18 protein-coding genes and 3 tRNA genes are annotated in these 25,951 nt (G+C 40.9%); 2 read left to right on the top strand and 19 right to left on the bottom strand.

What is annotated here, in order from left to right; all coding sequences use genetic code 11:
• Positions 1–197 precede the first annotated feature (197 nt).
• Positions 198–2,222, top strand: a complete 2,025-nt coding sequence (locus tag F5971_RS12375; RefSeq protein WP_193495128.1) for a DNA phosphorothioation-associated putative methyltransferase — start codon at positions 198–200, stop codon at positions 2,220–2,222.
• Positions 2,223–2,230: 8 nt separating this feature from the next.
• Positions 2,231–3,346, top strand: coding sequence for a cysteine desulfurase family protein (locus F5971_RS12370; RefSeq protein WP_223116321.1), 1,116 nt, complete (start codon positions 2,231–2,233; stop codon positions 3,344–3,346).
• A gap of 24 nt (positions 3,347–3,370) precedes the next feature.
• Here F5971_RS12370 and F5971_RS12365 read toward each other — a convergent pair whose 3' ends face one another.
• The 19 genes from F5971_RS12365 to F5971_RS12275 all read right to left on the bottom strand — a co-directional run bounded on the left by F5971_RS12365 (position 3,371) and on the right by F5971_RS12275 (position 25,904).
• A complete protein-coding gene (locus tag F5971_RS12365) occupies positions 3,371–4,267 on the bottom strand; it encodes a phosphoadenosine phosphosulfate reductase domain-containing protein (protein ID WP_036510249.1) in 897 nt (298 codons plus the stop codon).
• On the bottom strand, positions 4,264–7,626 hold the full coding sequence (locus F5971_RS12360) for an ATP-binding protein (protein ID WP_036510246.1): 3,363 nt from the start codon (positions 7,624–7,626) through the stop codon (positions 4,264–4,266). Before F5971_RS12360 ends, F5971_RS12365 begins: the two co-directional genes overlap by 4 nt.
• Positions 7,623–8,564: a DUF4007 family protein gene (locus F5971_RS12355; protein WP_036510243.1), complete on the bottom strand. Its 942-nt coding sequence runs from the start codon at positions 8,562–8,564 to the stop codon at positions 7,623–7,625. The genes F5971_RS12360 and F5971_RS12355 overlap by 4 nt, the downstream gene beginning before the upstream one ends.
• Positions 8,565–8,678: 114 nt before the next feature.
• Positions 8,679–9,527: a phospholipase D-like domain-containing protein gene (locus F5971_RS12350; protein ID WP_036510240.1), complete on the bottom strand. Its 849-nt coding sequence runs from the start codon at positions 9,525–9,527 to the stop codon at positions 8,679–8,681.
• On the bottom strand, positions 9,527–11,179 hold the full coding sequence (locus F5971_RS12345) for a DEAD/DEAH box helicase (RefSeq protein WP_036510237.1): 1,653 nt from the start codon (positions 11,177–11,179) through the stop codon (positions 9,527–9,529). Before F5971_RS12345 ends, F5971_RS12350 begins: the two co-directional genes overlap by 1 nt.
• Positions 11,180–11,181: 2 nt before the next feature.
• Positions 11,182–11,790: a transcriptional coactivator p15/PC4 family protein gene (locus tag F5971_RS12340; protein ID WP_036510234.1), complete on the bottom strand. Its 609-nt coding sequence runs from the start codon at positions 11,788–11,790 to the stop codon at positions 11,182–11,184.
• Positions 11,783–13,510 carry an ATP-binding protein gene (locus F5971_RS12335; protein WP_036510231.1) on the bottom strand — a complete coding sequence of 576 codons (1,728 nt, stop codon included), beginning with the start codon at positions 13,508–13,510 and terminating at the stop codon, positions 11,783–11,785. Before F5971_RS12335 ends, F5971_RS12340 begins: the two co-directional genes overlap by 8 nt.
• A gap of 183 nt (positions 13,511–13,693) precedes the next feature.
• The gene (locus F5971_RS12330) at positions 13,694–14,191 is read right to left on the bottom strand and encodes a DNA phosphorothioation-associated protein 4 (RefSeq protein WP_051514355.1); all 498 of its coding nucleotides are present in this window, start codon (positions 14,189–14,191) and stop codon (positions 13,694–13,696) included.
• Position 14,192: 1 nt separating this feature from the next.
• Positions 14,193–16,214, bottom strand: a complete 2,022-nt coding sequence (locus F5971_RS12325; protein ID WP_036510229.1) for an AAA family ATPase — start codon at positions 16,212–16,214, stop codon at positions 14,193–14,195.
• Positions 16,215–16,372: 158 nt separating this feature from the next.
• Positions 16,373–18,472 carry a DEAD/DEAH box helicase family protein gene (locus F5971_RS12320; protein ID WP_162149939.1) on the bottom strand — a complete coding sequence of 700 codons (2,100 nt, stop codon included), beginning with the start codon at positions 18,470–18,472 and terminating at the stop codon, positions 16,373–16,375.
• Between the two features lie 254 nt (positions 18,473–18,726).
• Complete coding sequence (locus F5971_RS12315; RefSeq protein ID WP_193495126.1) at positions 18,727–19,740, bottom strand: helix-turn-helix transcriptional regulator; 1,014 nt, start codon at positions 19,738–19,740, stop codon at positions 18,727–18,729.
• Positions 19,741–19,894: 154 nt separating this feature from the next.
• Positions 19,895–21,967 (bottom strand): AAA family ATPase, encoded by a 2,073-nt coding sequence (locus F5971_RS12310; RefSeq protein ID WP_193495125.1) that lies wholly within the window; start codon positions 21,965–21,967, stop codon positions 19,895–19,897.
• Between the two features lie 363 nt (positions 21,968–22,330).
• Positions 22,331–22,417, bottom strand: a tRNA-Leu gene (locus F5971_RS12305).
• Positions 22,418–22,444: 27 nt separating this feature from the next.
• Positions 22,445–22,518: transfer RNA gene (locus F5971_RS12300), tRNA-Cys, on the bottom strand.
• A gap of 62 nt (positions 22,519–22,580) precedes the next feature.
• Positions 22,581–22,656: transfer RNA gene (locus F5971_RS12295), tRNA-Gly, on the bottom strand.
• Between the two features lie 230 nt (positions 22,657–22,886).
• Entirely contained in the window at positions 22,887–23,435 is a 549-nt protein-coding gene (gene pgsA / locus F5971_RS12290) for a CDP-diacylglycerol--glycerol-3-phosphate 3-phosphatidyltransferase (protein ID WP_036510322.1), read from the bottom strand.
• A gap of 21 nt (positions 23,436–23,456) precedes the next feature.
• A complete protein-coding gene (gene uvrC, locus F5971_RS12285) occupies positions 23,457–25,295 on the bottom strand; it encodes an excinuclease ABC subunit UvrC (RefSeq protein ID WP_193495124.1) in 1,839 nt (612 codons plus the stop codon).
• 3 nt (positions 25,296–25,298) lie between these two features.
• Positions 25,299–25,637 carry a hypothetical protein gene (locus F5971_RS12280; RefSeq protein WP_051514354.1) on the bottom strand — a complete coding sequence of 113 codons (339 nt, stop codon included), beginning with the start codon at positions 25,635–25,637 and terminating at the stop codon, positions 25,299–25,301.
• Positions 25,638–25,757: 120 nt separating this feature from the next.
• Complete coding sequence (locus tag F5971_RS12275) at positions 25,758–25,904, bottom strand: hypothetical protein (protein WP_164481314.1); 147 nt, start codon at positions 25,902–25,904, stop codon at positions 25,758–25,760.
• Positions 25,905–25,951: the final 47 nt, after the last annotated feature.

The following is a 25,951-nucleotide window of genomic DNA, read 5'->3' as shown; positions in this document are numbered from 1 at the left end:
CGACGTGAGCCCCCCCCTGTAGCCAGCTTAATTCGAGAGACACTGTCTCCCGTATTGGAAAGACTTGGTAAAAACTGCACATGTTGAACAGGTTAGTAATACCAAAGCCTTTGCCAATCTGAAGTAAATAGATTGCACATGATGAATTTGGTAACATGAAGCACTATGAAACGACGAATTTAGTAGGTAGTTAACCCATGGACGCTAAGCTCTTTCAAGAATTAGTCAAAGCACTTAAGATTGGCAAGACACTACCTGATGCTACTTACTTGCACAAAACTGCTTTAGAAAAAGCTTCTTGTGAGTTATTCACTCTTTGTTCGAATGTTGCAAGAGCCCTGGAAGTCGATACCACTGAGTGGGATCTGGTAAAACTCTTTCGTAAAGAGTTCAAAGTTGCATTCTTGTCCTACCCTGATTTTTATAATGAGAGTTACCCCTCTTTAAAACAAAGCATACTAGTTGATCTATCCAAACTCACAAGTAAGATAACTAGCTATAAAGACTCAGACAATCCGCCAATTCTTCATCGAAAGGAGCTAATGGTTTCTGTTGACGACCCACTGAGAGAGCATTTTGAATCTCTAACTAAAGAAGGTGAGCTGGCAGGACTGTATGCAAACCCTTTCAAAATCGGCTTCAAGCAAACTTGGGAGTGCTTGATTGAACAAAAGGGTTATAACCTAAAAGATGGCCGCATCATCAAGGTTAATGGAGATATAGCGCGCGATAACTCATACGATGAATTAAAAGTAGATAGACATCTAACAGCAATCATTCGTTACGAGCTATCGACACCCTTCAAACTCTTAGCAAAACATAACTTCTTAACAGGCGATTACACCATTTTCGACTACGGTTGCGGCCGAGGCGATGATCTAAGAGAACTAGAAGCACATAGCCTAAGCGCAACAGGCTGGGATCCAAACTTTAGACCTGATGCAGAACTAGTTGAAGCTGATATCGTTAATATTGGGTTTGTTATCAATGTTATCGAAGATATTGATGAACGAATCGAAGCACTTCAACGCGCTTACTCATTAGCAAAGAAGTTTACAGTTGTTAGTGCCATGGTTGCTGGCGAGTCTGTGATTTCAAAGTTTCAACCCTATCGTGATGGGGTATTAACGAGTAGAAATACATTTCAAAAGTATTACACCCAAGGTGAGTTAAAAGTTTTTATAGAGCGCACACTTGATACTGACTGTCTTGCCATCGGCCCTGGTGTTTTCTTAGTCTTTAAAGACAAGCTAGAAGAACAAAACTTTCTCTTAAATCGTAATCAACGCACTCACCACTGGAACCATCTAACGAGCGACGAAAAACGTGGCGGATCACATGAGCTTGTATTTGTTAAATATAGAGAACTTCTTGAGCAGCTTTGGAACAAATGCCTAATCCTTGGACGGCTCCCAGCATCAGATGAATTTGATCAGTTTGATGCGTTAGAGGAAAAGGTAGGATCTCCAAAGAAAGCATTGCAAATTATTAACTCTGTATCAGATATTTTGGAGCTAGAAGTCGCTGCGAAGAATCGAACTGAAGATCTAGTTGTTTATTTTGCGCTAAATCTCTTCAGTGGAAGACCGAAGTTCGCAACGATGCCGGAAAGGCTGAAGCGCGATATCAAAGCATTCTTTGGAACCTATCAATCTGCCATTCAAACGGCAACTGAAGCCTTATTCGCTATCTCGGACACGGATCTCATATCGGAAAGTTGTCTATTAGCGCACTCACAACTGCCGTCTTCAGATTACAGACCGAATAAGCATCTGATATTCCATGAAAAATACTTAGAAAAACTGCCATATTCTTTAAGAATTTACGTCGGCTGTGCTGCTCAACTTTTTGGTGAGCTTGATGATATTCAACTGATTAAGATTCATATCCATACAGGCAAGGTTAGCTTTTTAGGATATGAAGGGTTCGAAGACACTCCTCTTCCTCTATTAAAAGAACGTGTTAAGGTTAAGCTAAGAGAGCAAGATGTTGATTACTTTGACTATGTAGAACCTTACACTCCCCCTCTTCTATACTGGAAAAGCAAGTTCATAGATGAATCCTTTTCAGATTTCAAGAAACAAGTTAGTTTCGACAAAAGGCTAGCTAAAACTGGTATCATTGAACCTTCAAAAGACTACGGTCCAAAACGCATAGAGCTTGATAGTCTTCTAAAGGATCAAGGTCTTGAAGTTCGAGGGTATCGTTTTTATTCCATATAGGCTTGATGATGATTTACTTTGATTCCGCTGCATCTTATCCATTGCTCGACGATGTTAAACAAGACATGTTGTGTTCTAACGACATCTTTTTTGCTAATCCATCGTCTTCACATCAGCTAGGGGTTGAGTCATCTGAAATTATTGAACACAGCCGTCAGCTAATCGCAGATGCAATTAATGCCCTCCCAAGTGAAATTATTTTCACTAGTGGCGCAACAGAATCAAACAATCTTGCAATCAAAGGCCACTTTAGCCAGCCTGACTATCAATCTAAGAAACATATTATTATCTCTGCATATGAGCATAAGTGCGTTCATGCAATCACTGACTTTTTAGTTAGAACTTCAGGTGTTAGTGTTTCCGTAGTTAAGCCAAATTGTGATGGTATCGTATCTTCACAAGCTGTATCAGAGCTAATTAGGCCCGAAACATCACTTGTATCCGTTATGCATGTTAATAACGAGTTAGGGACTGTGAATCCATTGAAGGAAATCGGTCAACTTTGCTATGAGCACAACATTCGCTTTCATACCGATGCAGCCCAAAGCTTTATGAAAAAGATGATGGATGTTGATGAACTGAACATCGACTATCTATCAATCTCAGCACACAAAATAGGTGGACCCAAGGGTGTCGGTGCCATTTACATCAGAGAGAGAAGGAATCTTATGCTTGAGCCAGTTATACACGGAGCAGGCCAGGAAGATGGGTTACGAGGCGGGACATTAGCGACTGTTCTGATAAAAGCATTTGGAAAAGCGATAGACTCGTTTCCTCGGAACTATGCTCATATCATTGAACAGGACTTTAAATGTCACCTCATTACACTCTTACGGGATCTAAATGTGCCTTATATTGTAAACGGTCACAGCATACCATCCCTACTTTCAGTCACTTTACCAGACACAGATGTTCAATCTCTCATGAGGTCTACTCAAGATCAATTTTCTCTTGCTGTTGGTTCAGCATGTTCCTCAAAAGAAATTGAAGCATCACATGTTCTGACTTCGATCGGTCTAGATAGAACAACGGCTGATAAAACCTTGCGTTTAAGCTTTCATCATGGAAATGAGTACACTGATATCGAACAACTTGCAGTTGAAATTAAAAAGTATACTCACTAAAGCTAGTAGTCAGTAAGGTACGTATTACTTGTAGCAAGTAATACATGCCCCCCCACCTTCAGCAAGATCATAAACTTCGTCAAGCTCGGTCATTGTACAGGCAATGATGTTGGGGTCATGCAAAGCATTACGTCTTTTTTTCTTATTAAATCTTTCAATCTTCTTTTGATGGTTTTCAATAATTTGTGCTCTTCGTTCAGGATCCTCAAGCGTCTCAAGAGGCTCCCCCTTACCCATCCAATAGAAACGTTCACCGACCGTTGAGTTTGAAGCATCACCTTTTTCAAATTTTTTTGCTTGCTCAAAGAGATCTGGATGATGCTCCATCAACTTTATCCATTCAATTTTTTGCTGATAAAAACAGAAGGAGCAGCCTGAGCGGGAACGCCACTTATAGTATTCAGGTAAATCCAAGCCGTTACGTCGAAGGATGTTAATGATATCAGATTTGACGATACCATCATCTCTAAAAGGCATAACAGTTTCTATAGGCTTTTCAATGGTCATGAAACCTGTTCTATGTGGTTCATCAGCCCTTATACCCACATAGTTTTTTATCGAATAGCCTTGAGCGATAAAGCCATCGACCCATTTTTCAAAAGGTTTTAACTTAAGCTCAACTGTGCACCAGCGATCACGTTGGGATGGCAAGTAATTTCCATTCTTTTTAAGAAAAGAGCTGAATTCGACTTCCCCCCTACCCTCAATTCCGCTAAGAGATCTAGAGTTGAGTCTATGAATATAACCAAGCTTTGCTTCTAACTTGTCAATGAAGTCATTAGTCTCAGGCAACTCATAGCCTGTATCAGTGAAAAAATACTCAATCTCAAGCCCAGGTCGTGTCTCTTTCATATAGAGCGCAAGTGCACTACTGTCTTTGCCACCAGACAGGCCAAGTACGTGTTTCACCTTATCATTCATAACTCTATCTCAGTTCCAAGAGGAAGCATTTCAGTTGTTAAAAGTTCAGTTAAAACTCTTACCCGTTGTGCATTAGTTAGTCCTTCGAGTGATCTACGAAGTTCATCTTTGACTGGTAAAACTTCATTATGAGTCGATGAATTTTGGTCTATAAATTGTTCATATTCGATAACATTACCAGAAGCTTGTTGGAGAATCAGTGCTACGGGTAACAATCCACTTGATGATGCCTTTGAAGAAACAACAACGAAAGACTCATATCTCTTAAACTGTGTGCATAAGTTACGAAGTTTATCATAACCATCGCTGATTTTTTCATCAGTCCAACTATCTTTTCTTACACCAATTACAAGAGCCATCAATTCATCAAAATGATGATTGAAACCGGAATGATCACACCACTTTTGGAGTCTTTTAGCAAAGTTTTCAATTTCCGGTCTACTTGCATTCTTAACCACTTCTGCTGCACGGCGTGACAAATCTTCATTAGGCTCACTATTCAAAAGATCAATAATGGTTGACCTAAAATGGTTTGAGACAATCAAATCGAGCTCTTGAAGTGAATCGATACTAGCTTTTAGAGACTGAGCTAAATTTGCATCACCAAAAATCGATGGGATATCCTCTAGAATCAATTTATAAGGATCTTTTGCCGATAACACTCTATCTCTAAATCGTTTTGCTTGCTGACTTAAATGGTCTGCGTCACCAGCCCGAAATAAATTATGACCGGATGTGCGCTTTACCCATGATGGTAATGCATGAATACGCTGAACTAGCGATCTAGCTGTTGCAAGAATAGACTCTTCAGGATTATCGGAAGAGGCAGAGGCAACTTGTTTAACTAATGAGAGATCAGTTGCGGCTAGCTCGTAAAACTTAACCGCAGCCTCATGGGGGTGCTTCCAAATTTTATTAACGAGTTCTTGATCGAGGCCCGGTATGTAGATCCAATCTTTCGTAGAATCAAAATCGTAGAAAGCCAGATTAGATTCCATTGACTTCAAAAGAGCCATTGCATAAAGCTTGCTAAGCCCTAACGTCAGTCCAAAAGGTGCTTTCATCCAAAGATCATATAGCTCCTTAACAACAACCAGCCCGTCGGAATTTTTGATGAAGTCAACACCTGATTTCCATAACTCATACGCTAATCGTTGCTCTTCATCTAAACTATCACCATCAGCTAGATTGAACCAATCGCCTGCGAATGAGTACTCAGAGTCTGGGGTATGCCATCCTTTGCTCTTAAGACAGCTAAAATAGATTCCTTTCTCTGGTGGAAATGTATTCTGAGGAAGCCCTAAATCAGGGTCTCGGTCATTCTCAAGTATTGCTAAAAGAAGCTTATTTAAGGCAGAGTTAGATGTACCTGATATTTTCATTCTGTTAATCAACTCATTCTGAACAGGCGGACAGCGAGAGTAGATTTGGTCTGCTATGTTACTAGCAAGTGCACTTAATGATCGGCCAGAAACTCGTTGTCCTTTGTAAACCCAATTAGATTTATTAAGGACAGATGACAATGCATTGTCTATGTTGAGGAAACTAGTTTTAATCCTATTTTCAATTTCAGTTCTAGCAATAGGATCTCTGTTTAGTTTCTCTTCTTCCTGCTTATAAAGTTTTTGTAAAGCAATAAGCTCAATCGCAACCACTTCTAGCTGGTCTATAAAAACAGGATCAGCTACAACAATAAAGTCATTATCGTCAAACCGCTCTTTAGCAGCACGACTCAAAGCTCTAGATACGGGTACAACAAAGTTAACGAATGGACTCCCACTAACACCCGTAGGCACTCTTACGTCTTCAAGTTTAGAGACAACCTGCGTATCAGCCCAACGCATTACACCTTTTTGATGATAATGTGAGCTGGCCAGTATCAAGTTTTGATTAGTACAAGCTTCTGTCCAGTCAACACTACCTTTGACTCTGTCGATCCATTCAATGACCAAGCGATTTATATCAAGATCGCTGGCTCTAAAAACTTGATAAGAGTTTAAGTTATGTCTGAAAATAATAATGGATTTCGACTCTAAGAGTTGTAATGCTTCAGAGACTTCATCTCTTGAACAGTTAAATTCAGGTAGAGATCCTATGTATTCGATAATGAATTCTTTCGACGCAAAAAACTTACCTGGCTGTCCTACTAAGGTCAGTAAAGCAACAAGCTGTGTGATAAAACAATGAACATCATTGCCAATGATTCTTGAACGCTCAACGGCATCACAGGCTTCAATCCACCCTTTACCATCTGAAGAGACAGTAATGATGTGACCTAAGTTATGATAGAGATAGTCCCAAAGCCTATTAACTCTGTATAAGGGTAAAAAGTCATCATCTTCTGAGGCGTTAGCAATAAAATGTCTAAAACCATACTGCTCATGTGTCGCTATAAAGCTGAAGAGACTTCTTTCATTTTGAGAAAAACTGCGCTTTGAAATTGGCCCTAAAAGAAGAGCGACTACTGGATCTAAAGGAAGAACTTTAAACAGATCAGCAGAGTTACGGATTTTAAAGAAAGAAGATACGAGGTTTATAGTGTCTTTATGTTCAAGAACAAATTTGGATTGAAGATCATCAGCAACATTGAAAGAGTTAGCGATTAAATGAAGCGACTCTTCGATACTTGGATTAAAAGAATAATCTTTGAATCTACCTTGTACTTTACCCCACTCATTTTGAGTCTTCGTATCACGACCTTTTGCATATGCTGAAAAAGACTGGTGCAAAAAACCAATAATAATTACATTATCATAGCTTTGAACCAAGTCAGCTAATGATTGAAAAAAGTGAAGATCACCACCGTGTGTAGACTGGTAATCTAATGCCTTTCCTAACTCATCAAGAATAATCAAGACACCATCATGTTTACTGATTTTTTGATCTAAAGCGCATTTAATAGCCTCTAAGCAAGCAGCCTCATCATTCAGTGAGCTTGCCAAGTTATTAGCATTAAGAGAGTCTAGAATTGACTGCGTAATTGATGTAACAGGTGACGATAAGCCGCACAAATGTTTAACTACAGCCCATCCTTTTTCACTATTGAAAGCAAAGTCATTAAAGAGATCATTCAAAAGTAAACTTGAAAGCTTTGAAATAGCTTTAGATCTAACTGATGGATCAGTATCTAATAAACAGTTTAGAAAAAGTGCTAAGGTTGATTTTCCGGCTCCGTAAGGCCCAGTAATAGTAAATGCACGCTGTTTCGAACCGACAATTTCAGAAGATAAATTTTCTAATATTCTTAAGATTGAACCATGTGCAATAAAATGATCTAAAAAAAGGACAGCATCAAAATTTTCTTCTGAAACCCTAGCTGATGATTTAAATTGGTTATTTACATCAATACCCTGAATCATTTTTTTGCACCGTAATAGTCATCTAAATCATCTAGCGAACGTTCCAGAAGTACATTCGAAATAGTTACTTGTTTTAAGCCAAGAGAATCAACCCATGAAATATCAGAAGAGGTATACTCAACAGCCTGATCCAATAAATGGCCTAGCGCACTTTCTGAAAGTCTAAAAATTCTTCCAGGTGATAGAGGTTTAGTCAAAATATCTTCAAAGCTGATTACCGTAGAACTATTCATACTACTCTGCTTATTGAAAAAGCATACTAATGCGTAAATAAAGACTTGAATGGGCAGTGTCGGACGCTCATCAAGATCAGATTGATAAAATCCACGCCCTAGATCGACGATAAGTCCCAACTCAGAAAGTGGTGACGTAAAGTAGTCTTCATCAATCATTTTATATCGAGATTTAGAGCTTCTTAAATTTTGACGTGAATAAGTCGATAAAAAACAGTCAACGTCTTTTTTAATAGTTGCTAGTTTCAAATTATCCGAAGAAACCAACCTCAATACATTCTGATCAATCTCTTCGATAAATCTTGTTTTTTCAAAATATACTGAATTTGAGTAATTAAAAAAATATCGGTAAGAAGTCAAATACTCGTCATCGAAATTAAGTAAAAAATGAATTAACCATAGCGACCCAATATCCTCTAAATAAGGATCCTTACCATTCTTGACATCAAAGATATACCGTCCTATGTCTGTGACCTTTTGCTTAGACTTTCTATCTTCAATGTGAAGAGATATGACCTGACAAGATTCTGCCCAATACTTAATGGCATTGATCATGTTTTTACCAACACCTAATTTGCTGATTGCATCCTTGACATGATCACCATCTGAAGATAGCAACCCGTTGTTATCAATGTGATTAATTGCCTTAAACAGCCATCCATAACGTAATGGAAACGTATCATGACCCGTAAACTTAGCTTTCATTCTTACACCTTATAGTCTTGGAGAGCTCCTCCAGGAAGCTATGATACTGTATTTTTATTCACTAGTGAATGAAATCAGGGCAACAGATACTTACTTAATCTCTAATTTTTAAAGCTAATTTACTAGAGACCGCAAGCTAACTATTTGTGAATGCCTCGGTCTAGTTATTTGCAACTTTTCTTCATCTAGACGGTCGACGATGCTCAATAAACTTGAGAGCATCTGCTTTACATCACTTCTGTATGGCAGAGGATCATCGTAAAGTGCATCGTGAAGTTTCTTCGTGAGATATCCAAACGACAGAGCAACATTCTCTTTCATGACTTCATTTAAGAGCCAACGATATGCAGTAGTTTGAGCTAAAAGTTCAAATCTATTCCATTCTGGCTGATCAAGGCTTCCCTCCAAAGGAAAGTCTGAGCAATACAAATCTCTTTTCTCCACAAATAACTCACCTGGCCATATGAGATGTTCGGTTGACTTGGAAAGATCTAAGCCTTCAACGTAATCTGTCATCTTCTGTAGTAACGACAAATCCACCTTAACTGCCTGCCGCCAAAGATTTTCGGCTATAGTCACGTCACTTGCTGTAGCTTGGGCTTCGATTCCAAGTTCAATATTTGGTGACTGACACAAAGCTAGACCTGCAGCCGTTAGGTTACTACTAGATGCAATTACACTTTCATCAAAAAAATAAATTTTTGCGTGGAGAGCTGAAGACATTCCAACATTCACGCCTTTTTCCAATAAAAGCTTAAGCGCATTTAAATCACAAACTCCATTTACGACATCGTCTAATCGTCCACGAACCAACACCCTTGACTCTGACGATAAAGATAAGTAATTGCCAAGCCATTCAGCTGCCGTAGCAGAAATAAATGCAGAGTAGATCCATGATCTTTTAGATGAAGGTAGCAAGTCCTTTAATCTATCTCTGAGTTGTTTTTCATCCAATAAAGCCATTACTGGCACCAATAATCATCAAACAGTTTGTAAAGATCAGACTGAACTCCGTGACCTACAAAATTATCAACCACTTCTAAAATTAAACATTCCTCTGTTCCGCCTACGGACTTACCTCTCAACCCTCTACCGATCATCTGACTATAAAGTACTGCTGACTTGGTTGGTCTCGCTATACAAACCACATCAACTGAGGGAGCGTCAAAGCCAGTACTCAACACACCATAGTTACATAATATTTGATACTCGCCTCGAACAAATTTTCCAATCAATGAATCCCGAGAGCTAGGTGATACTTTTGCGCTAATATGCACTGATTTATAGCCTAGGAATGTAAGTATCGCGCTTACTAAAAACGAATTGTTTACTGATGGGGCAAACAAAATGATCTTCGCCCCTTGATCAAGGAGATTGACTACCTTTTTTACTAATGCGACAACTCGATTTGGATCATCACCCAACTTTTTAAGGAAGCTTTCAGAGAAGTCCTTTCCTTCTTTCAATCCTTTGGATTCACCCGAAGAAATTTTTTGGACTGAGTCATATATTATCGGGTAGTGAATCGCTTTCGACATAACACCAATAGATCTCAAAAACGCGATAGTATCGTTTCTAGTAGAATTAGGGTCTTGAAGTGAGACTATTTGCTGAAAGAATAACTCAGAGAGCTCGGTAACCTCCGATTCAATTGTGCGACCAGGTGTAGCAGTTAAACCCAACAATATACAATTAGTTCTATGATTGATTCTCTTAACAACAGAGGCATATGTTTTAGCTACCGCAATATGTGCCTCATCTACCACAGTTAATGATGTTTGCTCAAAAATGTAATCGAATCGGTTTTCGTCCTTACTAAGAATACTCCAAGCCCCCTGTAGGCTTACAACCGAAAAACTCTTCTCTGCACCGCTAAAATCTTCAATTTGTGATATGTAATCACCCCAAATCCTATTTACTCTAACGTTACAAGTTCCGACATAGTCCCAAACTTCCAAAAAGCATTGTATTGCCTGCTCACAAAGCTCTCTTGTATTCGCCAACCAGACAACTTGCTTTTTACCTTCCGAGTTCAAGTGATCTACAATTGCTTCCATGGCCGTTCTTGTTTTTCCAGATCCTGTAGGCATCTGAAGGATCGCTCTAGATGACGGTGTATTCAATATGGGTTGCAATCGGGTTATGCAGTCGCTTTGATAAAACTTAAGTTTTTTGAAAGGCTTTGTAATTACCTTTGGCATATCCTTTGACGCCGGAAATGAATCAAAGCATGGTTTACGCGGTGCATCTTCTTGCGCTAGAAACCGAGAATCCAATTCAAAGAAGTCTAAGAACTTTAAGTAAGCCTCTTTGTCGGCCAATAAGTAATTCGCCAATTCATCATCTGTGATTGCATCAACAACTCCGAGCTCTGCACAGAATCGGCTCCGAATGTTTGGAGGCACTCCGTAAAAACTCGACACTAGATTTCTTTTTTTTCTAAAATAATCATGATCTTTCAAGCTTGAAACTAAAGAGACTAACTTCTGTTTTGCGCTTAGGAAACCTCCGTCTCGCGAGGACTCATCTAGCTCTGGTATCACTACTTCAAGAAACTCAAGATTATCGTATCCAATTTCCTCCTGAAGCTCTCTAAGTGACCAATATTGCCACATACTTAACCCTCATTTCCTTTAGCAATCGATGATAGCTGCCTTGAGAACTCATATTTCAAATGATCTAAGGCATCAACTACCGCATTCGACTGCTCATCAGCAACAAGTTGGCATGCCAGTTCGAATGCCGCTGCTACTCTTCCTAAGAGGTCATTTGGATTACTTTGTTCTGAAAGTGTTGAGACGAACTTGTTTTTATTATTTAGTTTCACAGATATCTCGGCACCGCTAAACACAATATCATACAAATCTCGTCCACCGAGAGGTTCGATAGAAGTTATTACCATCGCATTACTCTTTTGCGTACGCGCAACTTTTTCAACTCTAGACTTCCATCCGTTTAATCCTTTAAAACCAGTACTTTGATTATCAAAATAGTCTAGAATTTCAGAGTGATGTTTTTCAAATAATTCAAAAATGTCTACGTATCGGTTTCGTCCTAAAGCAATCCCTTTTCTGGTAGGTTTAATTTCTCCTGTTTTAGTATCTTTATAGTAATATCTCACGTTAAGGAGACGAGTTCCCTCAAATTCACTCAATGACATGCGTAGTAGTTTTTTCTCAGGCCCAGTCTCTGAAAGAATAATTTCATCTAATTCTGAATTAGCCATCATTTTTTCCTCCGTCATCTGTCCAAGCCTTTACGAAACTTTTTAGGCATTGCCCCCAAGTCGTGTTCATACTTTCTGAAAAATCACTGACTTTTACTGTTGAATCTGGTTCATGATTAGCTTCTGCTTTAGCATAACTAATTAATAATAAATCGACTAAAGCGGTGATACGCTTCGTTAAAATCCTGAGTTGCTCTGGATCCGTCTCTTCAACTATTAAATCCTCAAGAGTACGAAGCTCAACAAAAAATTCATGCCTAGTGTTGTAGTTCATGAAGATTTTTCCCCCACCATGGGTCACTTCCCAAAAAGTTGGTCCTTTCCACATGTCGTCAGCAATTACATAGGGCTGCGCTTTGAATAACTCTATATAACGTTGCTGTCTAGCTGCTTCCATATGACCAATATTATTTTTCTGAATTTGATCAGCCACTTTTTGGACTGGTTCATCAGGATTGTACTTAGAACCAAGAGTTGTACCTTTTTCAGCCGCTTTCTCAGCTTCACTGTGACCACCATGACGTCCTAGTACATCATCTGTACCTGATATTGCCTCTTCCTCTTCCCTTTTTGCTTTAACCCAAACCTCTCTAACTTGTTCAAGTACACTTTTTCTAGTAGGGGTTATTTTTTCTTTTATAAGTTGTAACAGCTCAGCTTCAGGACGAGCACCTCTCTTAATATTTTTAACTTCGAAAGAACTATCCAGTTCAGCTCCAAAAGATATCTCACAGCCCCACCATCGATCTATTTCCTCAAATTTCCATGAGGGTGATTTATCGAGCACCTTAACACTTGACCAATACGGTACCTGCCCAAAGAAAACCTCCCTTCCTTCTCGTAGAATTGAGATACCTTGCTGAAATTCGTCAATTCTTCGTTCCTTCGCAAAGGGAGATCCACCCGAGCCTTGCTTCGGGCGAAACTCTTCAGGCAATAATGATAGCTGGATTGTTACCTTAGACTCATCTCCAAACTCAGCTCTAAGTTCGGGGTCTTTAATAGGCCAACTAATCACTATTGGAGGAAATGCTTTAGCCGCTGGGTCATCAGGATATAAAGTTTTATCCGTAGTTACATACAGAGGATCATGTGCTTTAACGGTCTTACCATCAATTAAGATTCTTAGACCGCCCCATATAAATTTTCTGAATGTACGACCGAAATAGTGATGTGCTTCAGATCTAATTTTGTCAGCACCTTGTTTCTGACGATCATACTTTTCCCAGATTACAAGAGTTCCTGAATCTAAACCTACTCTATCCTTATACCTTTTAGGCAATTCCGTTTTTATCGGTGCTGGGATTTCTTCCAAAACTCCTTTCGCTACTTCATCCAAATCGACATATGTTGAAAGCCAATCACTACTACCACTGGTCTTTGAAATAACGGTAACTCTTTTCACCTCATGAATTGCGCCAAGAACCATCCCTACACCAAAACGCCCAATACCTTTACGATCATTAAAACGACTAGACCACCCTAACTTTAAACAAGAAGCTAATGTATTAGCATCCATACCACTACCATTATCACCAAAAACTAAACGCTCAATACCAACCCATTTCCCACTAGTAGTAGTTTCAAAATCAACCGTAACGCAATCGGCACCTGCTTGAATTGCATTATCAATCACTTCTCCATATGCACTTAAAGCATCGAAGTCAGAAGATCGAAGGGAATCTAAAGCGTTAGCATCCTCAAAAAAACGTACACCCATGTGGAACCACCCTGTGTATTAATAATTATCACCAGCAAAGAAATATTTAATAAACATTCAACACAACACCTCGAATGAATACCAAAAATAAATTTTAAAAAATTTATTTACAATATTAATAAATTTCTAATACTGTCTTTTCTTTCACCTGGAAGACAAGAGCTATATAAAACTGTTATTGAATTACAAAACCACCTCAATATCACCCGGATCACTACTGATATCTATACAATTATCATTTTCAGCTAGCTGATGTAAAATTTTAAACAACAAAGTATCTATTCCCGTTGGGTCACCGGGGTTTTGATCTAGCCAATTCGTAATTTCATACAACCCTGTGTTACAGTATTCTTCAAATACAGATACCGTCTCACGAAGTCGTTCATCTTTAAGAACAGATCCATCTCTCTTTTCTATTAGGGCCAGAAGATAGATAAATCCGTCTTTTTGATCGCTTGCGTAAGTGTCCAATATAATATCAATCGTTTCACCTTTTAAAGGAGTTCTCCTTCCTAAAGAGTGACCAACCATAGCTGCAAACACCATTAGATCTTTCAAGTAGGTAAAGATGGATTTATTATCTAGGGTTAGTCGTTGGATTAATGCCTCATGATGACGCTCCCTCTTAACACCTACAGTCCGCCAATTCAAAATATTTTCGTCAATATTTATTTCGGGCATTTCATTCAACCTCCATCACAACCACACGATCGATTGGGCAATTATATTTGGTTACAGGCACCTCCTTTCCATTAAAGGTTAGTGTGTGTATTTCAACATTACCTTGTTCACCGGCTATTTCCTCGCAGAAATAATATTCTTTTCCTAGTTTCCCCTCTGATCGCAGTGTTTGACTAACATCTTTCCCATCGTCCTGATACATCAGAACAATTAGCTGATCGACGAGTTTAGGTAATTCTCTTGCCACATTTGGGGCATATTTTGGATCAAGCTTTGAGAAAGGAGCATCAAACACTAAAGGAGCAATCGCACCTGGTGTCAAGATAGTGCTTTCAAGATCTCTTCTCTCCCTCGCAATAGCTATCAAAGATGAAATATATATAAAACTAAGTATTGCTGCTTGACCACCGCTTGGCGGAACTGGTTTACCATTTCGATCTTGTAAACATATCTTTAGGTCGCTAGTAATTGATACTCGATAGTCTTGACGAAGATACTTCTCTAAAAAGGAATCTATTTTTTTTGCAAGTATCTTATGTATATCTTTCTCGGACTGAATAAGCTCTGCTGAAATTTTTTCTTCAACCTGCTCAATCAAATCGATCTTAGCCTTTAGAACTTTTGCTCTGGGGCTTAATCCTTTTATCTTTTTAGCTTGATCTTCAAGTTGATGCTTGCTTTTAATAAGCTCATCAATTTTATCCGTTAGGCGGGTAATACTTCTATCTGTCTCTCGAATCTTGTTTTTTAAGGCAATTCGTTGTTTTTCTAATGAACGAATTTTTTCATCATCAAGCTCTAAGATGCGGCTTGAGACATCCTCTAGTTCTTGTTGCGTTGAATGAATTAACTTTCTAGCCTCACGCACCTCTTTAAAGTTTTCTTCAATTCGTTCTTTAGCTTGTGGCGCTAGAGTCTTAACTGCAGTCAAACGACTCCTTGCCTTTTGGAGTCGGTTGAGAAGTTCCGGGTCCGCAGCTTTTCCAATGAGACTTTGAATTTTATCAAATGCCTCAGTGCCTGGCTGAATACATGAACCACAAATACACTCTTCACGTTCAAGAATATCTTTCACTAGCTGTAAATTAAATGGAGCGGGTATTTTTCCTTTTAGCTCAGATTCATCTATAAAATCTAAAGCTTCATTTGAAAGGTTATATGCAAATGCAACCCACGAATATTCCCTTATTAAACCTACTTTTTTTGTCTCTAAAGTCGCTAACTTAGTTTCTGCAGCCTTAAGGGTTTTGCTAGCCTTTTCACGTTGAGAAATCAACTGATCTACCACTGCAGAGCTTGATGACCCGATTTGTCGCTCTACCGATGCAAGCTGGTCCTCGTATGTTTCTAGTAGTGACTTGTTTTCAGTAAGACTTACTCTTGTCTTTACGAGGCTCTCATCAAAGACCTGAATTCGGTCTTCAAGCGTTGATAACTCACTATCCTTATCAAATTTTTTTAATTCCTGTCTAACCTCGCTTTTAATCTTATTTAGATCATCAAGTGTTTTTTCAGCAACATTAAACCCTAATATGTCACGAATCGATCGTTTTACAGATATATACCCATCTCTCTCAACTACGAGGTCACTACCTTCACCATCACTAATGAAGTACCCTGCCATATCTTTTGGAATGATGCTGTTTACAAAAAGCGATGGAGCTGAGGTCAATTCAACAGTATTACCATCCCACATTACTTGGAAAACTTTGAAATTATCAATTTCTCCACCAGTCCTTCTGATAATGTATTGCGCCCCATTATCTTCAAAATTAAGTGTGACATGATAACTTTTACGCCCCCTTCTTTTTGCTTCCCAATTCAGCACATCTTTAGGATTCTTGAAACCACTCGAAAACTCACCATGCAAGCACCATAGTATTGCATTGAGTAGGTTAGTCTTGCCTACACCATTCAACGCGTAAATAATTGTTGTGTTTGCTTTTTTATCGGTGGAAAAATTAATAGTTTGTTCACCATAAAATGACCTAAAATTTTCGACAGTAACCGAATTAAGAATCATTCTGAATCTCCTGACTGATCTCGTCGATTAGTTCTCTCATCTTTTTTAAACGATCTCTCTCTGGCTCAGAGCCATAGAAACTCTTCCTTTCAATCAAGACCAAATCACGAGCGAGTTTACTAATTAGGCCATTTTCATCTCGTTGTTCATGCATAATTTCATTTACCTCTTAAAGCTAATCTTTTGACTTCGGCCTCAACTTGATACCTATTATTAGCTATCAAAACGAAATCATCTATTCTTTCAAGCTCAGCCTTTCTTAATGCATCCAATGACCGACTAGTGCCAGTAGGTAGAATTACGAAATCATAAATATCTGCTGTAGATTTTCCTTCTGCTTTACGTAGTACTCGTCCTCGTCGTTGGACGTACTGGCGAGGATTTCGTGTACTTGCTAGAATGAATGCCTTATTGCAAACAGGCACATCAACTCCCTCATCTAATACCTTCATAGAAACTAACCCATCAATATGACCTTCTACAAAATTTGACATTATCCTCTCGCGCTCTGAAGAGCTCTCCTGACTCGTAAATCTTGTCGTTTTCCAGCCACAATCTGACAATACTCGTGAAACTGTATCTATAACACGTAAATCACTATCATTAGACTCTTCAATATCTAGGACCTTACCTTCGCCACAATAGAAAAGACTATGAGTTCGTTCATTAGATGGTATTTGACTAACAAGAGCTTTGAGAGATTGTAATTTGTTTGATGCGGCTCCAAGCAGACGACTCCGTCTTCCACAAAGCATAGTCAGTTGATTTCTTTGAGTAAGAGACAATCCATTGTTACCGCTAGCAATGATTTTTCCAATTTCAGCACTTAATGTTTCGTACTCATCTTCTTCCTCGGCTGTAAGGAATACGGGAACAATATGATAGTTATATTCACAAAGAACACCGTCATGAATTGCATCACCTAGTGAATATTCTGCAACAATATCTAGATAGTAAGAATTAATTCTTTCCTTTGCATCATTTGGGAAAGGATTATCGATTTCATCTTCGTCAGATCGGTAAGGTGTTGCTGATAATCCCATACGATAAAAGGCACTAGGCAAGGACTCTCTTGTCTTTTTTGCACCATGATTGTGACATTCATCTCCAATAAACATAATGCAACCATCAGGAATTTCAGAGATTTTCTCCTGAAAATGTGTACTCTCCAGAGTACGGTTTACAACAACAATAGATACAAAATCAATGGCTTTCATCTTTAGATCTAAAAGCTCTTTCTTAAGATCAGACTCCCACTTTGAACGGGACATCCAACACTTTAAAGGATGTATATTAAAATGACCCAGATTCTCAACCCACTGTTTAGCTAACTCCTGATATGGCACAGAAACTATAAGAACAGTCGGCACTTTTTTTGCTGCTCTAGCCTCATATACTTTCGTCGCAGCGTATATTGAAGTGATTGTTTTTCCTGATCCGGTAGAAAGCTTTAAGATTCCTTTGTAGCTATTGCGAATCCATGATTGGATAGCTCTCTTTTGGTGTTCTCTGATCGTGAAACTAGTACCATTAATTGTTTCTGGAACGGCAGGTATGTTGTAGGAAATTTTGTTTCCAAAAAAATCACTTAACTCTTTTTCAATTAGTTGCTGTTCAAAAGGTTCAAGTTCATTGACACTAATCTTAGTTTTAGCCTTTTCTGAAATAGTTTCATAAAACCGAGACGGAACATTAACGGTAACGGTATTTGGTTGGTCACCACTCCAAAGACGTTCAAACCCTTCTACGCAGGGAGCACCGTAAGCTGCAAAAACCTCCTCTTGCCAGCTCTTAAAGACCATTATAGATTCAGCATTATACCCCTCTCCTAATGCAAACACTGTCTCATTTGCTGAGCCTTGAAAAACCAACTTATTCCCATCGCAATCGGTCATCACCCCGATCTTCTCGTGGTACATCCCTCTTTTTCTAAAAGCAAATTTTATTTCAAGTCGGTTAGCTGCGATTAGTAAACTTAATATCGAAAGGTTCAACTGAACTGACTCTGAAGCGGAGTCTAGCATATCATTCAACTTCTGATCTAAGTCATCAAGAAGCTCGTTTAGACGATACCCATGCTTTACCGCAGCAAACTCTTGATCTTCTAATGGATGTCCTATGACAAGTCTCATTTTTCCGTCATTACGAACTAATCCTATGATCCCCTGAAGATTCGATACTAAACTCTGCGAGCTAAAAAAACCTACCGCTCTATCATACGATAACGATATTTTAAGTGCTGGTTGATAAAACTCCATAAAAAGACTTTGATTCCCAGCTCGATAAACTGGGTGCCAATTGAACTCTCTAAAATTTCGCATAAGAGTTAATTAACCACATAATGAATATATGTTTCATAGGGATTTACCATCTTACATTAGAACTTTATTAAAAAGAACATCACACACTTTTCAAAATATTCCACTTAAAAACAAAACTTACAATGAAAAACTTTCATAGTACGACTCTTTATTTCCAACTCTTTAGTCATATTTTCCATTTAGAAGCTCTCTTAGATTACTTTGCTATAAAGGTTTTGCATATTGTTGATCACACTGACCAGTCGACTTCTGAAATGTTCTGGTTCCAGAACATGAATTTCTCCACCATACCCCATCACCCACCACTGAGTCTGTAAATCATCCGGCACAATTGCCGTCAGCGTTACCCACCCATCTTCGTCGGGTTCAGACAAAGATTGATGCTCGCTAATGGGGGTTTCTGACAATAACCAGGCAATCTTGGGTCGAATCTTTGCCACCAGTTCAATATCGCCTTCTCCTATTGGATAGCCAAACGCGCCCTGCTTTAAGTATTCATCAATCGTAAAGTCTCGTCTTTCTCTGTAAACAGCATGACTGTGTTTGCACTTTTTAATTCGATGCAGTGCAAAATGCCGAATATCCTCGTAGTCTCCAACGGTTGCCAGCAGGTAAGTCACACTGTGCCTTGCCACGAGGCCAAGTGGGTGCAGGGTAAATTGCTTTTCTTCTGCTTTGGTTCTACTCAAATAGGTCACGTCTAATGCAGTGCCTTTAAGCAAGGCATCGGTTACCTCTGCCCAGATAAGGGAATCAATAGGGGCCGGTATTAACGCTTTGCCGTTAGGGATCGCTTTAACATGTTGGGTCCAATCACTAAAACCACTCTCTTTCAGTTGTTCTAGGTATTTTCGAGCGGCGGTAAACTGGTTATTGAGCTGCACGATGGCCGCTTGCGGTAACAACCCTTTTAAATACTCTTCAGCAAGCACAAGCGTGAGGGCCGTAGGCGTATCCAACGCAGGCAAGTTGCTTTTAAAAGCGGCATCAAATGACCAACGATAGGGTTTTTGAGTTTTATCGCAGAGCAACGGAAAGTTGCTCGACATTTTTTCGAGGTCGCGCTGAACACTTCGCAAATCCACCTGAAACCCTCGCTCTTCTAGCAGCGCTTGCAGTGTGGTTGTCGCCCTGTATCCGGGCTGTCGAGGGATCAGTTGCAGTAAGGTTAAGTACCTAAATAATGTGTTGTGCTGACTACTCATCCTGATACAGGTCCTTGTTTCCTTTACACTCATCATAGCCAATGGAAGTTAAGATTAAAACAGACTTAAGTCAAAGAAACTAACTTAATTGTTTCTTACACATCACTTTTTGGCTGTTAAACTTAAACGCTGAATAGAGATTTCATACACTCGCCTACACAAACCCAATCGTTCGGCTTTGGCCAGATGTTTTAATGTCATGCTCTCTTTGCAAACCTGCCAAGAGCGATGCGGGTGTGAGCGGTTCGCCCATCACACGGTGATGGCGCTCAACCGTGGCAAAATCACCCGGCGTCAACTGTTGGAGCTTATCCAATTGAGGCTTGCACTGATTTACATCAGCAAGGCTAAAATGATGTTGCTTGGAACGACCGAGATGATTATTAAAGATCATCCAGACTTGCTCAGCGGTTAGATAATTGAAACGAACTTTGAAATCAAACCGGCGAAGTGCCGCTGAATCCAGATGCTCCATGTAGTTGGTGGACATCAGTAAAATCCCTTCGTATTGCTCCATCTGCACAAGCAACTCATTCACCTGAGACACTTCCCAGCTATGCTTGGCTTGTGTTCTTGGGGTCAGAAAACTATCGGCTTCATCGATCAATAGGATACCTGAGTGCTGCTGAGCGTCTTGAAAGGCTTGAGCTAAGGCTTTTTCGGTACCACCTAGATACTTATCGAGCAAGTCTGAGGCTTTTCTGGTAATCAGCGGCATGTCTAACTCTTGCGCAAGATAGGTTGCATAACCCGACTTGCCGGTTCCGGGTGGGCCAAACAGGCAGATGCGCCCCAACCGGCTGCGTTTGAGTCCATGAGTGAGCCGATCCAATGAGAAGTCAGTGTTTGAAAACACGGGGTTATAATAAGGAGTCCTCACCTTTTCAAGCTTATTGTGTTCACGATAACCTAAGGCTTGATAGAGCGAGGCAAGAATGGCATCTATCTCGTGCTCAATGCGCTCGGGCTTACGATAGCCAGAGTTCTGCACCACACGGGCAGCTTGTGATAAGTGTGCAGCATGAACACCTTTTTGTTTAGACAATGACACCAGCCATTCCTCCCTAACCTGAATACCTTTGAGAATCCTTTTTGCAATTTTTAATCTTGCCTTCTCGCATAGCTCCGGCATCTCAAACACTAAATCAAACCGACGTATGTAGGCGGGGTCCATGGTGTGATGGCTATTGGTTAACCAGAAGCTAGGCCGTTGGTTTGACTCTAATACACGATTCACACAGGCTTTATAGTGATTGCTGATTCGATCATTAAAAACATCCTCAACTTCATCAAACAACATCACACTTTTCTTGTCTGAGGCCAACATATGCTGCGCCATTCTAAAGGCAGCCAAACGCCGATCGCCAGGTAAAGGGCGACCATCAGGCCCAGAGGACTTAACTTCATAGAGCGATAACCCCATGGCTTCGGATAACACCCGAACCCATTCGGTTTTCCCTGTCCCGGGTTCGCCGTAAATCAGAATATTGACCCCTGTAAGCCCCTTAGCCGCAGCTCGACGCACATAGTTATAGATACGATCATACATCGGTTGGATATGCTCAAAATCAGACGGCACCAGCTCCGAAGGCTCCAACTTCAGGGTGTTTTGTCGAAAGAGCGCTTCGGGTCCATTTTCTTCGAAGTACAAAAGATCATCGAGACCATCGAGCAATTCAATACCGTTATGGAGACCTTCAGGTGAAACCAACCCACATTGACGCAAGGGTGCGCTGGCATTGAGCGCTTGGCTAATCAAGGTACGTGGGTACCTCAAGGCTATCGAGAGCATTGTGACCAATCGTTGAACACCTGCCCAACGTCCTTGATGGAAGAGTTCAACAACATTGGCTAGATGGGAGTCTTGCTCTTTAATGACCAAGAATCCTAGAATCTCTTGCTCAAGCGTGGACATAGACAAGGAGTCACCCAGGAGCTTAAGGTTACTGCCTAAAAATGCGGTTGGAAGATTCGGTACTGGTGACTGTTTCTTTGCCTCTGATCGTAAAATTCGCAATAGACGTCGGGGGGTCATATCGGCGGTGTCGTCGACTTCGATTCCTAAGCCAACCAATAGATCATCATCAAAATAGTTGCGATTATTGAACATTAAACGATAACCCTGCGCATCGATCAGCAAACGTAAAGCCCACTGACGAACCAGCTCTTCGTTCTGCTCACCGATTAACACTGTTTGGCTTTTGGAGGCATGTAACATCGGATGCATCGCTTACTCCCACTTCAATTGGATAGGTGGGAGTATACGAGATGGATGCGTTAAATTTTGTCGCTGCCAGGAGGAGATTTAGGGTTTAGCGAGGGGCCGTCTACAAACATTCTCGCTCAATTCGTTCTTGATTTTGACCCGCAACTCAGAAATCAGAGTGTACCTTTTTTGGCGGTCTCGAATAGTAGATTGATAACGTTGAGATACGCGGATTTGGCACAAGAGCCGTTAGAAAACGCTATGGAGATGCAGCAAATTAAATTTTATCGACACTTTATCGACAGTAAAGAGAGAAATTTAAGGATAGTTTACGAGAAGATTTTTTGAATGCACCATATCTTTTTGATTTATAACTAAAAGATATGGTGCCCGAGACCGGACTCGAACCGGTACACTGTTTCCAGCGAGGGATTTTAAGTCCCTTGTGTCTACCTATTTCACCACTCGGGCGGTGTTTGATGTCTGCTTACTAAAGTGTGGAGGCTGGAGTCGGAATCGAACCGGCGTACACGGAGTTGCAGTCCGCTGCATGACCACTCTGCCATCCAGCCCTACGCTTTAATAAACGATCAAGTCATTGACCTGAAATATCAAAATCAAGCATTCAAAACTTTGGAGCGGGAAACGAGACTCGAACTCGCGACCCCGACCTTGGCAAGGTCGTGCTCTACCAACTGAGCTATTCCCGCTTAGCTGTTGAAGTGCTTGCCTTCAATGGGTGCGTATTCTACCGAATCCTCACACCACGTCAACACTTTTTTTCAAGTTTTTGTTTTTTTTGATCTTTTGGCTAATTTTTAGCCAAACCCAATTTACCAACAACCACCCATTCTCTCGAATACAGCCGATGCCTTTTCAGTTATAGCTTATCCGCGATTTACCGAAAGATCGCAATACAAGAAGATCTACGGAGCTTAAACTAGATATCATCTCGCATCAGAGGCCAAGCCGCCTTTAAATACACAAACATAGACCAGAGTGTCAGAAGTGCCGCCCCATACAGCGTGACGATACCCACCCAAGCCAATGGGCTATAGACCGGCAAGGCAATTAGCACCAAAATGGCGATCATTTGCAAAGTGGTTTTAATTTTTCCTAACATCGAGACCGCTACTTTTGCCCGCTCCCCAATTTCAGCCATCCATTCACGCAGTGCCGATATCACGATCTCACGTCCAATGATGATAGCCGCTGGAACGGTCAGCAAAGGCGAGGCATAGGCCTCAACCAAGAGGATCAATGCGACGGCCACCATTAGCTTATCAGCAACGGGATCCAAAAAGGCTCCAAAATGTGAGTTCTGATTCAAGCGCCGTGCAAGATATCCATCCAGCCAATCGGTTAAGGCCGCCAAACCAAAGACAGCCGCCGCCACCCAAGAGGCGCTTTGAGAAGGCGCATAAAAAATAACAACAAAGACTGGAATTAGCAGTATCCGCAACACCGTCAGTAAATTGGGTAACTTCATTGAAAACAGCATATATCAATCCTATTGGCTGTCTGGGTGTAAGGTTGCGTAGATTTCCTGCGCAAGGTTACGACTTATGGTAGAGACTTTTGCAATTTCTTCAACACTTGCGTTCTCTATCTCCTTGATACTGCCAAAATATTTCAATAATTCACGGCGTCGCTTAGCGCCAACACCTGGAATATCTTCCAATAATGAACGCTTCCGCGCTTTTGCTCGTCTCGCTCGGTGACCTGTAATCGCAAAGCGATGTGCTTCGTCACGAATATGCTGCAATAAATGCAAAGCCGGCGAGTCTGCCTTTAAGACCTTTTCCTCACCCGTTTGACCATGAACCAACACTTCAAACCCCGCTTTACGGGTCGGTCCTTTTGCCACGCCCACAACAATCACTTCGCTAATTTGCAGCATCTCCAACACCTGCATCGCTTGAGAAACCTGCCCCTTACCACCATCAATAATTAAAACATCAGGTAACTTTCCCTCACCTTTTTTCAGCCGGGTGTAACGACGCTCCAGCGCCTGTTGCATGGCTGCGTAGTCGTCTCCCCCGGTGATATCCTCAATATTAAACGTCCGGTAATCGGATTTAAGTGGGCCGTTCTCATCAAAAACGACACAGGAGGCAACGGTTGCTTCTCCAGAACTGTGACTGATATCAAAACACTCCATGCGCGTGATGGGCATATCCAAATCCAACAGCTCCTGTAGGCCGAGATAGCGCTGGTAAATATTCTCTTTGCTGGTGAGGTGACTGGTGAGCTGTTGTAACGCATTGGTTTGCGCCAATCGCTGCCAGCCAGCTCGATCACTGCGTACCTTATGTAAAATTGCAACTTTGCGTCCGGACTTTTCGGTTAACGCCTGCTCAATACAGTCAGCGTCATCTAGCGCAAACGGCAAGATAATCGCGCTTGGAATATCGCGAACGGAAGACAAATAGTATTGCGCGATAAATGAGGAGAGTATTTCCGAGTCGGTCGACTCTAGGCTGATTTTGGGATGATAAACCTTACTGCCAATAATTCGTCCACCTCGGACATACAAGGCATGTAAAGACACGATACCTTTGCCCGTTGCAAAGCCAAACACATCGGCCTCTCCATCACCCTCAGCCGACACGAACTGCTGCTCTTGAACCTGTCGCAAAGCAGACACCTGATCCCTTAATTCAGCTGCACGTTCAAAATCCAGGCGTTGAGCGGCCTCCTCCATTTGGCTGGCCACCTCATCAATGACTGAATTATTCTTTCCCTCTAAGAACATACGAGCATGACGAATATCGCGCTGATAAGACGCTTCATCAATCAGGTTGACGCAGGGTGCCGTACACCGCTTGATTTGATATTGAAGACAGGGGCGTGAACGGTTTTTATAAAAACTATCTTCACACTGACGAATTTTAAATAACTTTTGCAGTAAATTCAGACTCTCGCGCACCGCACCGCCACTTGGGAAGGGGCCAAAGTAACGCCCCTTTGCACGCTTTGCGCCTCGATGAAAACGCACAGCTGGAAAAGCATCAACATCGGATATAAAAATATATGGATAAGACTTATCGTCTCTAAGCAAGATGTTGTAAGGTGGCTTTTGCGACTTAATGAGATTTTGTTCAAGCAACAAAGCCTCGGTTTCACTGTGGGTTACCGTCACTTCAATATGCTGAATACGCGACACCAGTGCAAGCGTTTTCCCACCCAGGCCCTGGCTTCGAAAATAGCTCGAAAGTCGGTTCTTTAAATTGCGTGCTTTACCTACATATAAAATGGCACCTAGAGCATCGTACATCTGGTAAACACCAGGCCGAGTACTGATCGTGCTCAAGAAGGCTTTACTATCAAAGGGCTGCTCAGAAGTCATGCTTTATGCAACAGCCTTTCGCAGCGCTAATCGCTTATTTGCATTCATATGAATATGGGTTGCTTCTTTATGTATGGCTTGCAGCTGCTCACGCGCCGCATCTGAAATACCCGCTCCTCTTGATAGAGAGACCTCCAGATACACGCCGATTTCCGCATAATAATAAATTCTCGCGTTAAACGACCGCGCTCGCTTTAATTTGCTCAAGGAGATTTGCGCACCATTGACCAAAATATTATTAATATCGCTGTCCGACAACAGGGGGTGGCGGTGGGCATGTTTTAGATTTGCTTGCTCGGCGGCTAAGCGTTCACGCTGCTGAAGACTTCCTCGTGTTGGCATTTTCAAACCTCTATCAATGGTAAGCCCTTACTTTAGATACTTTTAATCCAAAGTGAAAGCCTAGCTCAAAAACAATAAAAGCTGCCGAGGCAGCTTTATGTAGTCAAAAAGCAGTAGGTTTTAACCCTTGCGCGCAGCAGCCTCTGCATCTTTTGCCATTTCTTTTTTCAGGAAACGAACCCCAAAAAACGTAATCACAATCACACCCGCAATGACCGCAACGCTTGGCGCTAGGGAAATCAAACTGTACTTATCAATAAACGTCATAGAACTCTCTCTTAATTATAAATGCATGGACGGCGGATACCGCCCAT

The organism is Nitrincola alkalisediminis, from assembly GCF_009821115.1.
Lineage (GTDB): Bacteria > Pseudomonadota > Gammaproteobacteria > Pseudomonadales > Balneatricaceae > Nitrincola > Nitrincola alkalisediminis.
Note: the sequence above shows the minus strand (reverse complement) of the source record. Positions and strands in the feature narration are given on the sequence as shown.